The sequence below is a fragment of the Massilia timonae genome (assembly GCF_001866515.1).
GTDB classification, from domain to species: domain Bacteria; phylum Pseudomonadota; class Gammaproteobacteria; order Burkholderiales; family Burkholderiaceae_D; genus Telluria; species Telluria timonae.
Genome location: NZ_JRYB01000001.1, coordinates 1126493 through 1140717, shown reverse-complemented (window position 1 = coordinate 1140717; position 14225 = coordinate 1126493). Strand labels below are relative to the sequence as shown.

The following is a 14225-nucleotide window of genomic DNA, read 5'->3' as shown; positions in this document are numbered from 1 at the left end:
CCAGCTCCCCGATATGACGCGTTTCGTGTGTTCGGTAAAATGCATGTCTCTCCATTACGGATTACGCCATGACCGACCACGTCCTGACCCGCGTCGCCAACCGCACCGGCATCATCACCCTGGACCGCCCGAAGGCGCTCAATTCGCTGTCGCTCGAGATGGTGCGCGCGCTCACCACTGTGCTGCACGCCTGGCGGCATGACGGGCAGGTCGACGCGGTCGTACTGACCAGCAGCAGCGAGAAGGCCTTGTGCGCGGGCGGCGACATCCGCTTCTTCCATGAGGTCGGCCATGCGACGCCGATGGGCGGCAGCGCGCTGCTCGAGGATTTCTTCACCGAAGAATACGCGCTCAACCACCTGATCCATTTCTACCCAAAGCCCTACATCGCCATCATGGATGGCGTCGTGATGGGCGGCGGCATGGGCATCGCCCAGGGCGGCCCGGATTGCGGCCTGCGCATCGTGACCGAGCGCACGAAGATGGCCATGCCCGAGGTGAACATCGGCCTGTTTCCGGACGTCGGCGGCAGCCACTTCCTGTCGCATGCGCCGGGACAGCTCGGCAACTACCTGGGCCTGACCGGGCTGACGATCGGCGCCGCCGACGCGCTCCATATCGGCCTGGCCGATGTCTTCGTGCCGGGCGCCGAGCTGCCGGCCCTGCATGCCCTGATCGCGTCCACGCCCGGCGCTGACCTGCCGGCGGCGATCCGCGCTTTCGCGGCGCCGTTCGCGCCGCAGGCGGGCAACGGCGAACTGCAGGCCCAGCGCCAGCTGATCGATGCGCATTTCGGCGCCGCGTCGGTCGCCGCGATCATGGCTTCGCTCGAAGGCGACGAGACGCCGTTCGCGCAGCGCGCCCTGGCGGCGATGCGCCAGCGCTCGCCCCTATTGATGTGCGTGACCCACGAACTGCTGGCGCGCGGCGCGCAGCTGTCCGTGGCCGACTGCCTGCGCATGGAACGTTCGCTGGTGCGTCACAACTTCGCGCATGGCGAAGTGCTGGAAGGCGTGCGCGCGCTCGTCATCGACAAGGACAATGCGCCGCGCTGGAATCCGCCTTCGCTCGATCAGGTGACGCCCGACATGGTGGCGCGCTTCTTCGACCCGGTGTGGCCGGAGCATGCGCATCCGCTCAGGCATCTCGCATAATCCGCTGCGTGCATATCCATTTTTGCGTGACACCATATCGGTGAGGTGTGAACATCGGGTCTTCATGACCTGAAAGGAAACCCGATGCGCCTGCGTGCCTTGCTGATCTCGATGACCTTGTCCTGCGCCGCCGCCGCGCAGGATTACCAGCCGGCCTTCGATCCGAGCCGGCTCAAGGGCCCCGCGACGGGGCCGGTCAACGAGATCATGGTGCTCGGCTCGCCCCACCTGGCGCACCTGCCCAAGACCTTCCAGACGTCGAGCCTGGCCCCGCTGAACGACCGGCTCGCCGCCTGGAAGCCGCAGGCGATCGCGGTCGAGGACCGCTCCGGGCCGCAGTGCGATTTCATGCGCCGCTACGCGGCGCGCTACCAGGAGGCGGTCGACGGCTATTGCTGGGATACCGCGCCGGCCAGGGCGGCGACCGGGCTCGACGTGCCGCAGGCCACCGCCGAGGCCGAACGGCTGCTGGCCGCCTGGCCCGCGGCGCCGTCGGCGGCCCAGCGACGGCGCCTGGCGGCCGTGTTCCTGGCCGGCGGCGAGGAGGCGTCGGCCGTGGTCCAGTGGCTCCGCCTGCCGAACGCCGAGCGCCGCGCCGGCGACGGCCTGGATGAGGTCCTGGTCGCACGGCTGCAAAAGCTCGCGGTTCATCCCAACGAAAGCGTGGCGATCGCGGCGCAGCTGGCGGCCCGGCTGGGGCATGAGCGCGTGTATGCGATGGACGACCAGACGGCAGGCCGCCCCTACGCCGATCGCAAGGCGGCCGGCGAGGCGATCATGAAGGCCTGGGACAATCCGGCCAATGCCAAGCGCAAGAAGGAGGACGAGATCCTCGACCGGGGCGTGGATACTCCGGAAGGCCTGCTGGCGATGGTTCGCGCCTACAATTCGCCGGCCCACGTCGCGGCGAGCTTCGAGATCGATTTCGGCGCGGCGCTGAACGAGCCGTCACCGCAGCGCTTCGGCCGCGCCTACGTCGGCTACTGGGAAACGCGCAACCTGCGCATGGCGGCGAACATCCGCGACGTGGTGGGCGTCATGCCGGGCACGCGGCTGCTGGTCATCGTCGGGGCTTCGCACAAGGGTTACCTGGAAGCTTATCTGCACCAGATGCACGATGTGCGGGTCGTCGATACGGCGCCGCTGCTGCGGTAAATGCTGCACATGAAAGATGAAGTCATCCCGCGTGAGTCGGGCATCCCTGCAAGCCGCGGTGAGAATGCGTGAGCTTGGGCGGCATCTTCTTGTGATACTTTCAGACTTCCATCAACGATGACAGCTCCACATGATTTTCTGGCAAACCGTGATTTCCGAATACCGCGCGCTTGCGCCGTTCGTGAAAGCCTCCCTGGCCATCGGCGCCGTATCCCTCGCATTCCTGGTCCCATATCGCGTGGGTGAGAGCGTGGGCGCCGCTGCCTACTACTTCTTCAATAGCTGACCAGCGACGACGAGATCACGCAGCCGGATTCTTCGGCTGCTCCCGATGCCGCACGATCACCCGCTCGGTGTCGCCAAAATAGGCGCCGAGGTGTTCGGCCATGTACACCGAGCGGTGCTGGCCGCCGGTGCAGCCCACCGCCACCGTCAGGTAGCTGCGGTTGTCGGTCTTGAACGAAGGCAGCCACTTGGCCACGAAGTTGCGGATGTCGGCCAGCATCTCGATCGCGCTCGGCTGGGCGTCGAGGAAGTCGATCACCGGCTGGTCCTTGCCGGTGAGGGGGCGCAGGGCCAGGTCGTAGTACGGGTTCGGGATCGCGCGCACGTCGAACACGAAGTCGGCGTCGAGCGGCACGCCGACCTTGAAGGCGAACGACTCGAAGAACAGGGTCAGCGGCGCATGGGCGACCTCGGCCAGCTCCTTGATCCAGGCGCGCAGTTTATTGGCCGAGAGTTCCGAGGTGTCGATCACGTGGCCCAGGTTCTCGATCGACGACAGGCGTTCGCGCTCTTCGGCGATGCATTCGATCAGGGTGCGGCGCGAGGCCGGGTTCTCGCCCGGCCGCAGCTCGTGCGACAGCGGATGGCTGCGCCGCGTTTCGGAAAAACGCGCGACCAGCGAATGCGTGCTCGAGGTCAGGAACATGACCTTGACCGCATGGCCGTCCTCGCGCATGCGGCGCACGCTCACCGGCAGTTCGACCAGCGACTCGGCGCTGCGCGCGTCGACCGCGACCGCCATCTTGGCGGTGCCGGTTTCGTTGACCGTATTGACGAGGGCCGGCAGCAGCGCCGGCGGCAGGTTGTCGACGCAGTAGTAACCCGCGTCTTCCAGGACGTTCAGGGCCACGGACTTGCCCGAGCCCGAGATGCCGGTGATGAGGACGATGTGCATGCGGCGATGATACCGCAACCTTCACCCGATGGCACGCCGCCGCGCCGTCGATACCGGTTCCTCAGTTGTTCAATCCGCGCTCATGGCCTGGCGCTGGCGCTCCATGAATTCCTGTAGCGTGTCGATGCCGCGCAGTTGCAGGATCGTGTTGCGCACCGCGGCCTCCAGCAGCACCGCGATGTTGCGGCCGGCCGCCACTGGAATGACGACCTTGCGGATCGGCAGGCCCAGCACGTCTTCGGTCGGGAAGTGGAAGGGCAGGCGCTCGACCTCTTCGTCCAGCGCGCCGCGCTTGACCAGGTGCACGATCAGCTTCAGGCGCATCTTGCGCCGCACCGCCGTCTCGCCGAAGATCGCCTTGATGTCCAGCAGGCCGAGGCCGCGCACTTCGAGCAGGTTCTGCAGCAGTGGCGGGCAGCGGCCCTCGATCATGTTCGGCGCGATGCGCGAGAATTCCACGGCGTCGTCGGCGACCAGGCCGTGCGAGCGCGAGATCAGTTCCAGGCCCAGTTCGCTCTTGCCGAGGCCCGAGTCGCCCGTGATCAGCACGCCCACGCCCAGCACATCCATGAACACGCCGTGCATGATCACGCGCTGGGCCAGCTTTTTCGATAAATACACGCGCAGGAAGTCGATCACCTGCGCCGCCGGCAGCGGGGTCGAGAACAGCGGGATGTTCTGCTCGTCGCAGATGGCCAGAATGTCGGGCGGGGTTTCCAGGCCCTGGGCGATGATCAGCGCGGGCGGGCCGCCGCCGATCAGTTCGCCAACCACATGGCTGCGCGAATTGGCCTTGAGGCGGTGGTAGTAGTCGAGTTCCTGGTGGCCGAACACCTGGATCCGGCCCGGGTGGATCAGGTTCAGGTGGCCGACCTGGTCGGCGGCCGAGGCGGCGTCGCCGGCGATCTGGCGTTCACCGCCGGGAAAGCCCGCGAACCAGCCGAGTTGCAGGCTGTCGCGGTTGTCGTCGTACAGCCGTTGGATGGTCAGCGGAGACTGCAGCATGGGCATTGTCGTCGTCGCAAAATAAGGCGCGCGGCGTGATTGCCGCGCGTTTCACTGGACGTGCAGTTTAACCCAGAGCCTGGAGGCTGGGTTGCCAGTTGATAATGCGGTCATGCACCGATTTCGGATCGGGGTCGGTCGCCAGGGCGGTGCGCACCGACTCGTCGGAGAACAGCTCGGCGATCTCTGACAGGATCTCGAGGTGCTGCTGGGTGACGTGGTCGGGGATCAGGAGGAAGAACAGCAGGTTCACCGGCTGGCCGTCGGGCGACTCGAAGGGAATCGGCTCCTTCAGGCGCACGAAGGCGGCCAGCGGAGACTTGAGGCTCTTGCTGCCCTTGATGCGGCCGTGCGGGACGGCGACGCCATGTCCCAGGCCGGTCGAGCCCAGGCGTTCGCGCGCGAACAGGTTGTCCGAGACGATCGAGCGGGCGATGCCGCAATTGTTCTCGAAGATCAGGCCGGCCTGCTCGAAAGCCCGTTTTTTGCTCGACACTTCGATGTCGAGTTGCACGTTCTCGAGCGAGAGGATTTTGCTTAGGTTCGTCATAACGTGGGTGCGATGCACGCGTGGAGTGCTTGCGAGCACGGGATTATAGGCCTGTTTAGGGCCCGAGACACTCGAATTCGCGACAGTTTGGCCTTCTCGCCGAACGGCCGCACGATACCCGTCGAAACGGGATAAGCAGCTAGTTGATCTGCATCAACATCGTTACGCAATTTCCTCAACGAATCAGCTGTTGAAGCCAGCAATCGTATGCCGGTCCTCCTGAATACCGTCGATTACTCGAAGCTCTGCTTAAAAACAAGGCAGGTCGTTCAGTATCGTATAGCAAAAGGAGGCGCCATGCACCTTGCATGGCTGTCGCCTAAAACGCACAAGCGTGCGAGTAATATCCTGACAGAAATGCGGTGTTTACTGGCGCGCGCCACGCAGATTACCCGGCTTGCCGGAGCTGAAGTTGGCCCGCCATGGATTGATGTCCAGGCCGCCACGCCGTGTGTAGCGTGCATACACGGCCAGCTTGCTCGGCTGGCACTGGCGCAGCACGTCCATGAAAATGCGCTCTACACATTGCTCGTGGAATTCATTGTGCTCGCGGAAGCCGATCAGGTATTTCAGCAAGCCTTCCTGGTCGATCTGCGAGCCGACGTAGCGGATCTGCACCGTGCCCCAGTCCGGCTGGCCGGTGACCAGGCAATTGGACTTGAGCAGGTGCGACACCAGGGTTTCCTCGACCGGCGCTTCCTCGTGATTGGCCTTGAGCAGCTGCGGGGCCGGCGAGTAATCGTCGACCTCGATGTCGAGGCGGTCGAGCAGCGTGCCTTCGAGCTCGCCCATTCCGATCTTGCCGAATTGGTCCGGGTGGGTCAGGGTGACGTGGACCGGCGCGCCGAAGCCGTTCGACAGGTCGTCGCGCAGCAGGGCCAGCAGAGCCTCGGGGCCGGCGAGGCGGGTCTGGTTGAACGAGTTCAGGTAGAGCTTGAACGACTTCGATTCGACGATGTTCGGCGAATCGGCGGGCGCCGTCACGGTCGCGATCGCGACCTGCGGCTTGCCGCGCATGTTCAGCCACGACAGTTCATAGGCGTTCCAGATGTCGACGCCGAAGAAGGGAAGCGTGCCGGAGAGGCCCAGTTCCTCGCGCTTTTGCTGGCGCGGGATCGGGAACAGCAGTTCCGGGGCGTATTGGCTCTGGTAGGCGGAGGATTTGCCGAGTGGCGATTGGTCAGGTGTATTCATAATGATGGCGGTAGGTGGAAGGCTTGCCTTCCACGCGTTCAATGAAACGATGCCGGTCACACCGCAAGATCACCGGCATCTGGGGGCTATGCCCCCAAAAACAATTTATAGACGGGATTGCCGCTCTCGTCCCAGTAACGATAACCGAGCGAGGCGAGGAATTGCCGGAACTCGTCCATCTCGGCCTGCGGCACCTGCAGCCCGACCAGGATGCGCCCCACGTCGCCGCCCTGGTTGCGGTAGTGGAACAGCGAGATATTCCAGTTCGGCGCCATGCTGTCCAGGAAGCGCATCAGCGCACCCGGCCGTTCGGGGAACTCGAAACGATACAGCAATTCGTCATGCGCAAGTGAACTTTTCCCGCCCACCAGGTGGCGGATGTGCAGCTTGGCCAGCTCGTCGTAGGTCAGGTCGAGCGTCTTGTAGCCGTGTTCCTCGAAGGTGCGCGCCAAGAGGCCCGACTCGCTGCGGCTGCCCACCTGCACGCCGACGAACACATGGGCTTCGTTTTCATGGCTGATGCGGTAATTGAATTCGGTGACGTTGCGCGGGCCGACCAGCGCGCAGAAACGGCGGAAGCTGCCGCGCTGCTCGGGCACGGTCACGGCGAAGACCGCCTCGCGCGATTCGCCCAGCTCGGCGCGCTCGGCCACGAAGCGCAGGCGGTCGAAGTTCATGTTGGCGCCGCAAGCCACCGCCACCAGCGTCTCGTTTTTTATCGGCTCGCGGTTCATCTGCGAGCGCTCGACATAGGCCTTGGCGCCGGCCACCGCCAGCGCGCCGGCCGGCTCGAGGATGCTGCGCGTATCCTGGAACACGTCCTGGATCGCGGCGCAGATGGCGTCGGTGTCGACCAGGATGATCTCGTCGACCACTTGCTGGGCGACGCGGAAGGTTTCCTCGCCCACCAGGCGCACCGCGGTGCCGTCCGAGAACAGGCCGACGTCGGTCAGGGTGACGCGCTGGCCGGCCTTCAGGCTGCGCGCCATCGCATCCGAATCCAGGGTCTGCACGCCGATGATCTTGATGTCGGGACGGATCTGCTTGACGTAGGCGCCGATGCCGGCGATCAGCCCGCCGCCGCCGATGGCCACGAAGATCGCGTGGATCGGGCTCGACAGTTGACGCAGGATTTCCATGCCGATCGTGCCCTGGCCGGCGATCACGTCCGGATCGTCGAAGGGGTGGACGAAGGTCAGGCGCTGCTCCTTCTCGAGCAGCAGCGCATGGTTATAGGCGTCGGTATACGAGTCGCCATGCAGCACGACTTCGACGCTGGCGCCGCCGCGCGCCTTGACCGCGTCGATCTTCACCTGCGGGGTCGTGGTCGGCATCACGATCAGCGCGCGGCAGCCCAGACGGCAGGCCGACAGCGCCACGCCCTGGGCGTGGTTGCCGGCCGAGGCGCAGATCACGCCGCGCTTGAGTTGCTCGGGCGTCAGGTTCGCCATCTTGTTGTAGGCGCCGCGCAGCTTGAAGCTGAACACGCTCTGCATGTCCTCACGCTTGAAATAAATGCGGTTGCCCATGCGCTGGGACAGGGTCGGGGCGAGGTCGAGCGGCGTCTGTTCGGCGACGTCGTAGACGCGGGCGGTCAGGATTTTTCGAAGGTAGTCGGTAGTCATGGTCGGATTGCAATAGTCAGGCCGGCAGGGCCGGCGGACGGACGACGTGAACTGTTCCGCTAAGGTGGGTGACCGTGGCGCAAAGGTCGATACGACTGGCTGGGTGACAGGCTCGTCGTATCGTGTCGTGACGAAAGTACCGGATCATTATAATGGAGGCTTATTGCCACCACTAGGCTACCGCAAGGCGCCCCATAAGCCCGCATGATCGAATCCGCTGTCCAATGGCTGCTTGACTTCCTGGCTGCACCGACCGTCGGGCTGACCTCGATCTTCATCGTCAGTTTCGTTTCTGCCACCTTGCTGCCGCTCGGCTCCGAGCCGGCCGTGTTCGCGGTGATCAAGGCCAATCCCGACATGTTCTGGCCGGCGATCCTGGTGGGGACGCTCGGCAATACCCTGGGCGGCGCCTTCGACTATTTTCTTGGCTACCGCGCCAAGGTCGCGTTCGCGAAAGAACGCCAGAGCCGCTGGTTTGGCTGGCTCAAGCGCTATGGCGCCAAGACCATGCTGCTGTCGTGGCTGCCGGGCATCGGCGACCCGCTGTGCACCCTGGCCGGCTGGCTGCACCTGCCGTTCTGGCCCAGTGTGATGTATATGGCGATCGGCAAGTTCGCGCGCTACCTGACCATGACCCTGGCGCTGCTGTACATCCCGGACAGTTTCTGGACCAATCTCGGTGATATGCTGACCCGTATCACCGGCTGAGTATTCCTTTCCAACAGCGGCCGGGTCATCAGGAAGACGCCGATGCTCGAACTGCGACCGAACTGCGAACACTGCAATGTGGCCCTGCCGCCGGCCTCCACCGAGGCGCGCATCTGCTCCTACGAGTGCACGTTCTGCGCCGCCTGCGTCGACGGCGTATTGCTGAACGTCTGCCCGAACTGCGGCGGCGGCTTCGCGCCGCGGCCGGTCCGGCCCGCGCGCGACTGGAAGAACGGAAACTATCTCGGCAACGACCCGGCGCGCTCCGAGCCGACGCTGCGACCGGTGGATCCGGCCGCGCACGCGCGCTTCGCCACCGCCATCCAGGACATCGCGCCGTCGGAGCGCTAGCGTCCTGCACGTTCGCAGGGGGCGGTTCATAATGGATGTTTCGACGCCGCCCCAGGATTCGCGCATGACCGACCGCCTTCCCGTTCCCCTCGACAAAGCGTATCGCCTGATGAACCACGGCCCGACCGTGCTGGTATCGAGCCGGCATGGCGAAGCGATCAACGTGATGGCCGCCGCCTGGTCGATGCCGCTCGACTTCGATCCGCCCAAGGTGGCGGTGGTGCTCGACAAGAGCACGCTCACGCGCCGGATGATCGAGGCGTCCGGCGAATTCGCCCTGATGGTGCCGTCGCGCGAACTGGCGCAGCTGACCCTGCAGGTCGGCTCGACCACGGGCCGCGAAGTCGACAAGTTCGCCGCCTTCGGCGCCGGCCATTGGACCGGCGAGCAGGTCGGCGCGCCGCTGCTGGACGGTTGCCTGGCCTGGCTCGAATGCCGCCTGCTGCCCGAACCGCACATCCAGGAAACCTATGACCTGTTCCTCGGCCAGGTGGTCGCCGCCTGGGCCGATCCGGCCGTGTTCCACGACGGCCACTGGGTCACGACCGAAGGCGGGCCGAAGAGCATCCACTACGTCGCGGGCGGGCATTTCTTCGAACTCGGCGAGGCGTTCGAGGCGAGCGCGGAATTGCCGCAGACGTCAAACAACGCCGGATGACATATGCCGTTCGGGTCGCGCTGGCTCATAAACGTTGCATCAGAAGCCTTGCAGGCAAATAAAGTTTGCACTTTCAAAATAGTATAGACATTTTGTTTCGCGCCGCAGAATGGCGGCCCGGGCATTAGCCGAGCGTGGTGCATCGCAATAAGCTAGAATGAACGTCCTTCGGGCCTGTCCGATCGTCGACCAGAATTCATGAACGCCCCCGCACACATCCATACCCTGCTTGCCGACAACGCACCCGCGCGCCTGCGCGAGATCCCTTACAACTACACTTCGTTCTCGGACCGCGAAATCGTGATCCGCCTGCTCGGTGAGTCATCGTGGGAGCTGCTCGACAGCCTGCGCGGCGCGCGCCAGACCGGCCGTTCGGCGCGCATGCTGTACGAGGTGCTGGGCGATATCTGGGTGGTGCGCCGCAATCCCTACCTGCAGGACGACATGCTGGACAACCCGAAGCGCCGGGCCAAGCTGATCGAAGCGCTGCACCACCGCCTGGCCGAGATCGACAAGCGCCGCACCACGGTCGATGCGCTGGACGGCGGAGATCCGGAGATGGTCGCCACCCGCAGCGCCGCCGTCGAACAGCTGCTGGCCGCCGCGCGCCGCGCCGTGGACGACTTCGGCCGCGAATTCGCCGAGACCTACGACCTGCGCAAGCGCGCCACCAAGGTGCTGGGCGCCTACACCGACAAGCGCAACATCCGCTTCGACGGCATGCACCGCACCTCGCACGTGACCGACGCCACCGACTGGCGCGTCGAGTATCCCTTCCTGGTCCTGCTGCCCGACAGCGAGGACGAGATGGCCGGCCTGGTCAAGGGCTGCATCGAGCTCGGATTGACCATCATCCCGCGCGGCGGCGGCACCGGCTACACCGGCGGCGCGATCCCGCTCACGCCGATGTCGGCCGTGATCAACACCGAAAAGCTGATTGGCATCGGCGAGGTCGAGATGACGACCATGCCGGGCCTGAACCGCGAATACGCGACCATCCACACCTATGCCGGCGTCGTCACGCAGCGCGTGTCGCAGGCGGCCGAGAAGGCCGGCTTCGTGTTCGCGGTCGACCCGACCTCGGCCCACGCGTCCTGCGTGGGCGGCAATATCGCGATGAACGCGGGCGGCAAGAAGGCCGTGTTGTGGGGCACGGCACTCGACAACTTGGCCTCCTGGCGCATGGTCGACCCGAACGGCGACTGGCTCGACGTCACCCGCATCAACCACAACCTGGGCAAGATCCACGACGCGCCGACGGCCGAGTTCCTGCTCGAATGGACCCATCCGTCGCTCAAGGGCGCCCCGAAAGGCCAGCCGTTCCGCACCGAAACGCTCACCATCGAGGGCAAGCGCTTCCGCAAGGAAGGCCTGGGCAAGGACGTCACCGACAAATTCCTGGCCGGCCTGCCGGGCATCCAGAAAGAGGGCACCGACGGCCTGATCACCTCGAGCCGCTGGATCCTGCACAAGATGCCCAAGTTCACCCGCACGGTGGCGCTGGAATTCTTCGGCCAGGCGCGCGACGCGATCCCGTCGATCGTCGAGATCAAGGATTACCTGGACAGCCTGCCGAAGAACGGCGACCCGGCGTTTGCCACGCTGCGCCTGGCGGGCCTGGAGCACCTGGACGAGCGCTACCTGCGCGCGGTCGGCTACGCCACCAAGTCCAAGCGCGGCGTGCTGCCCAAGATGGCGCTGTTCGGCGACATCGTCGGCGACGACGAGAACGCGGTGGCGCTGGCCGCCTCCGAAGTGGTGCGCCTGGCGAACACCCGCGTGGGCGAGGGCTTCGTCGCGGTCAGCCCCGAGGCGCGCAAGAAGTTCTGGCTCGATCGCGCCCGCACCGCGGCCATCGCGCGCCATACCAACGCCTTCAAGATCAATGAAGACGTGGTCATTCCCCTGAACCGGATGGGCGAGTACACCGACGGCATCGAGCGCATCAACGTCGAGCTGTCGATCAAGAACAAGCTGCAGCTGGTGGACCAGCTGCGCGCCTACCTGGCGAGCGACCACCTGCCGCTGGCCAAGAGCGACGACGCCAGCGGCGACGGTGTCGACCGCGACGAGATCATGGGCGACCGCCCGCTGCAGGCGCGCGCCCTGGTCGACCTGGTCGACAAGCGCTGGACCTTCATCCTGGCCAATCTCGATGCGTCGCTGGCTGAAGTGCGCGAGCAGCTGCAGTCGCTGGGCCTCGACCACCTGGATCAGGCGATCACGCAGCGCCTGGCGATCCAGCCCGATGCGCGCCTGTTCGACGCGGTGCAAGACCATACCGTGCGCGTCTCGTGGAAGAACGAGCTGCGCGCGCCGCTGCGCCAGATCTTCAACGGCGCCGCCTACCAGTGCATCCTCGACGAAGCGGTCGCGATCCACAAGCGCGTGCTGCGCTCGCGCGTGTTCGTCGCCCTGCACATGCACGCGGGCGACGGCAACGTCCACACCAACCTGCCGGTGAACTCGGACGACTACGCCATGCTGCAGGACGCGCACAAAGCGGTCGAGCGCATCATGAAGCTGGCGCGTTCGCTGGACGGCGTGATCTCGGGCGAGCACGGCATCGGCATCACCAAGCTGGAATTTTTGACCGACGATGAGATCCAGGACTTCCGCGACTACAAGGTGCGCGTCGATCCGGAAGGCCGTTTCAACAAGGGCAAGCTGCTCAACCTCGAAGGGGCCCACGCCGACCTGCGCAACGCCTACACGCCGTCGTTCGGCCTGATGGGCCACGAATCGCTGATCATGCAGCAGAGCGATATCGGCGAGATCGCCAACAGCATCAAGGACTGCCTGCGCTGTGGCAAGTGCAAACCCGTGTGCACGACCCACGTGCCGCAGGCGAACCTGCTGTATTCGCCGCGCGACAAGATCCTCGCCACGTCGGCGCTGATCGAAGCCTTCCTGTACGAGGAACAGACCCGCCGCGGCGTCTCGCTGCGCCACTGGGAAGAGTTCGAGGACGTGTCCGACCACTGCACCGTGTGCCACAAGTGCGTCACGCCCTGTCCGGTCAACATCGACTTCGGCGACGTGTCGATGAATATGCGTAACCTGCTGCGCAAGATGGACAAGCGCAGCTTCAAGCCGGCCAACCGCGCTGCCATGTTCTTCCTGAACGCGACCGACCCGACCACCATCAACGCCACGCGCAAGGCGATGGTCGACCTGGGCTTCAAGGCCCAGCGCATGGGCAACCGCCTGCTGAAAGGCCTGGCCAAGCCGCAGACGGCATCGCCGCCGCCGACCACGGGTAAGCCGCCGGTGCGCGAGCAGGTGATCCACTTCGTCAACAAGAAGATGCCGGGCAACCTGCCGAAGAAGACGGCGCGCGCGCTGCTCGACATCGAGGACGACAAGATCGTCCCGATCATCCGCAACCCCAGGAAGACCACGGCCGACACCGAAGCCGTGTTCTACTTCCCGGGCTGCGGCTCCGAGCGCCTGTTCTCGCAGGTCGGTCTGGCCACGCAAGCGATGCTGTGGGAAGTCGGCGTGCAGACCGTGCTGCCGCCGGGCTACCTGTGCTGCGGCTATCCGCAGCGCGGCGCCGGCCAGTACGACAAGGCCGACAAGATGATGACGGATAACCGCGTGCTGTTCCACCGCATGGCCAACACGCTGAACTACCTCGACATCAAGACCGTGCTGGTCTCGTGCGGCACCTGCTACGACCAGCTCGCGACCTATGAATTCGAGAAGATCTTCCCCGGCTGCCGCATCATGGACATCCATGAATACCTGCTCGAGAAGGGCGTCAAGCTCGAGGGCGTGAACGGCACCCGCTACATGTACCACGACCCCTGCCACACGCCGATGAAGCTGCAGGATTCGATGAAGACGGTCAACGCGCTGGTTTCCACGGTCGACAATGTCAAGATCGAGAAGAACGACCGCTGCTGCGGCGAGTCGGGCACGTTTGCCGTGACCCGTCCCGACATCTCGACCCAGGTGCGCTCGCGCAAGGAAGTCGAGATGGTCAAGGGCGCGGATAAACTGCGCGCGGATGGCTTCAAGGGCGACGTCAAGATCCTGACCAGCTGCCCGTCCTGCCTGCAGGGCTTGAGCCGTTACAACGACGACTCGGGCACCACCGCCGACTACATCGTGGTCGAGATCGCGAAGCACCTGCTGGGCGAGAACTGGCTGCCCGAGTACGTGGCGCGCGCCAACAACGGCGGCATCGAAAGGGTGCTGGTATGACGAAGGAAGCCGGCTGCGAGCTGTGCGAGCTGTCCGTGCCGACCGTATGGCGCGGCGACAAATTCAGCGTCATCGTCGTCGACGACGCCAACTACCCCGGCTTTTGCCGCGTGATCTGGCACGACCACGTGCGCGAGATGAGCGACCTGTCGCGCGCGGACCGGCTGCTGGTGAACGAGGCGGTGTTCCTGGTCGAGGAGGCGGTGCGCGAAGTCATGCAGCCGCTGAAGGTCAATGTGGCCAGCCTGGGCAATGTGGTGCCGCACCTGCACTGGCATATCATTCCGCGCTATGCGGACGACGCGCATTTCCCGGCGCCCGTATGGGCCCAGGCCGTGCGCGAGACCGAAGCCGACACCCTGGCCGCGCGCCGCGCGCTGGCCGGACAACTGGGCGCCGCCATCGCGCGCCGTTTCAACTGACAGAGAAAAGATCC

At 65.2% G+C, this 14225-nt stretch carries 13 protein-coding genes; 8 read left to right on the top strand and 5 right to left on the bottom strand.

Annotated elements, in window-relative coordinates; translation table 11 throughout:
• Positions 1-68: 68 nt before the first annotated feature.
• From LO55_RS05025 to LO55_RS26625, 3 genes are all read left to right on the top strand, one after another.
• Complete coding sequence (locus LO55_RS05025) at positions 69-1154, top strand: enoyl-CoA hydratase/isomerase family protein (protein WP_071360682.1); 1086 nt, start codon at positions 69-71, stop codon at positions 1152-1154.
• An 84-nt stretch (positions 1155-1238) separates the two neighbouring features.
• Entirely contained in the window at positions 1239-2309 is a 1071-nt protein-coding gene (locus LO55_RS05020) for a DUF5694 domain-containing protein (RefSeq protein ID WP_071360681.1), read from the top strand.
• 130 nt (positions 2310-2439) lie between these two features.
• The gene (locus LO55_RS26625) at positions 2440-2595 is read left to right on the top strand and encodes a hypothetical protein (protein WP_177185502.1); all 156 of its coding nucleotides are present in this window, start codon (positions 2440-2442) and stop codon (positions 2593-2595) included.
• Positions 2596-2610: 15 nt separating this feature from the next.
• Here LO55_RS26625 and rapZ read toward each other — a convergent pair whose 3' ends face one another.
• The 5 genes from rapZ to ilvA form a co-directional block, all read right to left on the bottom strand.
• On the bottom strand, positions 2611-3489 hold the full coding sequence (gene rapZ / locus LO55_RS05015) for an RNase adapter RapZ (protein WP_071360680.1): 879 nt from the start codon (positions 3487-3489) through the stop codon (positions 2611-2613).
• A 69-nt stretch (positions 3490-3558) separates the two neighbouring features.
• Entirely contained in the window at positions 3559-4494 is a 936-nt protein-coding gene (gene hprK, locus LO55_RS05010; RefSeq protein WP_005663306.1) for an HPr(Ser) kinase/phosphatase, read from the bottom strand.
• Positions 4495-4561: 67 nt separating this feature from the next.
• Entirely contained in the window at positions 4562-5044 is a 483-nt protein-coding gene (locus LO55_RS05005; RefSeq protein ID WP_005663304.1) for a PTS sugar transporter subunit IIA, read from the bottom strand.
• A gap of 366 nt (positions 5045-5410) precedes the next feature.
• On the bottom strand, positions 5411-6238 hold the full coding sequence (gene queF, locus LO55_RS05000; RefSeq protein WP_071360679.1) for an NADPH-dependent 7-cyano-7-deazaguanine reductase QueF: 828 nt from the start codon (positions 6236-6238) through the stop codon (positions 5411-5413).
• Positions 6239-6324: 86 nt separating this feature from the next.
• On the bottom strand, positions 6325-7863 hold the full coding sequence (ilvA, locus tag LO55_RS04995) for a threonine ammonia-lyase, biosynthetic (protein WP_005663302.1): 1539 nt from the start codon (positions 7861-7863) through the stop codon (positions 6325-6327).
• A 204-nt stretch (positions 7864-8067) separates the two neighbouring features.
• On the opposite strand from ilvA, the gene LO55_RS04990 reads away from it, so the two are divergent.
• The 5 genes from LO55_RS04990 (at position 8068) to LO55_RS04970 (ending at position 14211) form a co-directional block, all read left to right on the top strand.
• Complete coding sequence (locus tag LO55_RS04990) at positions 8068-8571, top strand: YqaA family protein (RefSeq protein ID WP_005663301.1); 504 nt, start codon at positions 8068-8070, stop codon at positions 8569-8571.
• A 42-nt stretch (positions 8572-8613) separates the two neighbouring features.
• The gene (locus LO55_RS04985; protein ID WP_071360678.1) at positions 8614-8922 is read left to right on the top strand and encodes a DUF1272 domain-containing protein; all 309 of its coding nucleotides are present in this window, start codon (positions 8614-8616) and stop codon (positions 8920-8922) included.
• A gap of 64 nt (positions 8923-8986) precedes the next feature.
• On the top strand, positions 8987-9580 hold the full coding sequence (locus LO55_RS04980) for a flavin reductase family protein (RefSeq protein WP_071360677.1): 594 nt from the start codon (positions 8987-8989) through the stop codon (positions 9578-9580).
• Positions 9581-9778: 198 nt separating this feature from the next.
• On the top strand, positions 9779-13789 hold the full coding sequence (locus tag LO55_RS04975) for a DUF3683 domain-containing protein (protein WP_071360676.1): 4011 nt from the start codon (positions 9779-9781) through the stop codon (positions 13787-13789).
• On the top strand, positions 13786-14211 hold the full coding sequence (locus LO55_RS04970) for an HIT family protein (RefSeq protein ID WP_071360675.1): 426 nt from the start codon (positions 13786-13788) through the stop codon (positions 14209-14211). Before LO55_RS04975 ends, LO55_RS04970 begins: the two co-directional genes overlap by 4 nt.
• The last annotated feature ends 14 nt before the right edge of the window (positions 14212-14225 follow it).